Raw genomic sequence first — 228 nt, forward strand, 5'->3', positions numbered from 1 at the left:
GGGCACGATGATCCAGTCCCTACCGGGGACGGACGTGGCTCAGCGTCGGTTCAAGACGGCGGCGCTGGCCGTCGCCAGCAACCCCGGCATCCAGCGGTGCGAGCCGATGTCGGTGCTCAAGGCGGTCTGCACCCGCGCCCGCCTCAGCCTCTCCCCCGCGCCGGCGGTGCACCACGGCGCCATCGTGCCATTCAAGACCGCCAAGCCGGGGAAATCTGAAGCCACGCT

General features: G+C 70.6%; 1 protein-coding gene. It reads left to right on the forward strand.

All coding sequences use genetic code 11. The features are described 5' to 3' along the window. Positions 1-34: 34 nt before the first annotated feature. The coding region (locus tag R0J87_RS25665) for a hypothetical protein (protein WP_498889835.1) at positions 35-228 on the forward strand (194 nt) is incomplete at its 3' end.

The organism is Halomonas sp. SIMBA_159, from assembly GCF_046536035.1.
Classification (GTDB): domain Bacteria; phylum Pseudomonadota; class Gammaproteobacteria; order Pseudomonadales; family Halomonadaceae; genus Vreelandella; species Vreelandella venusta_A.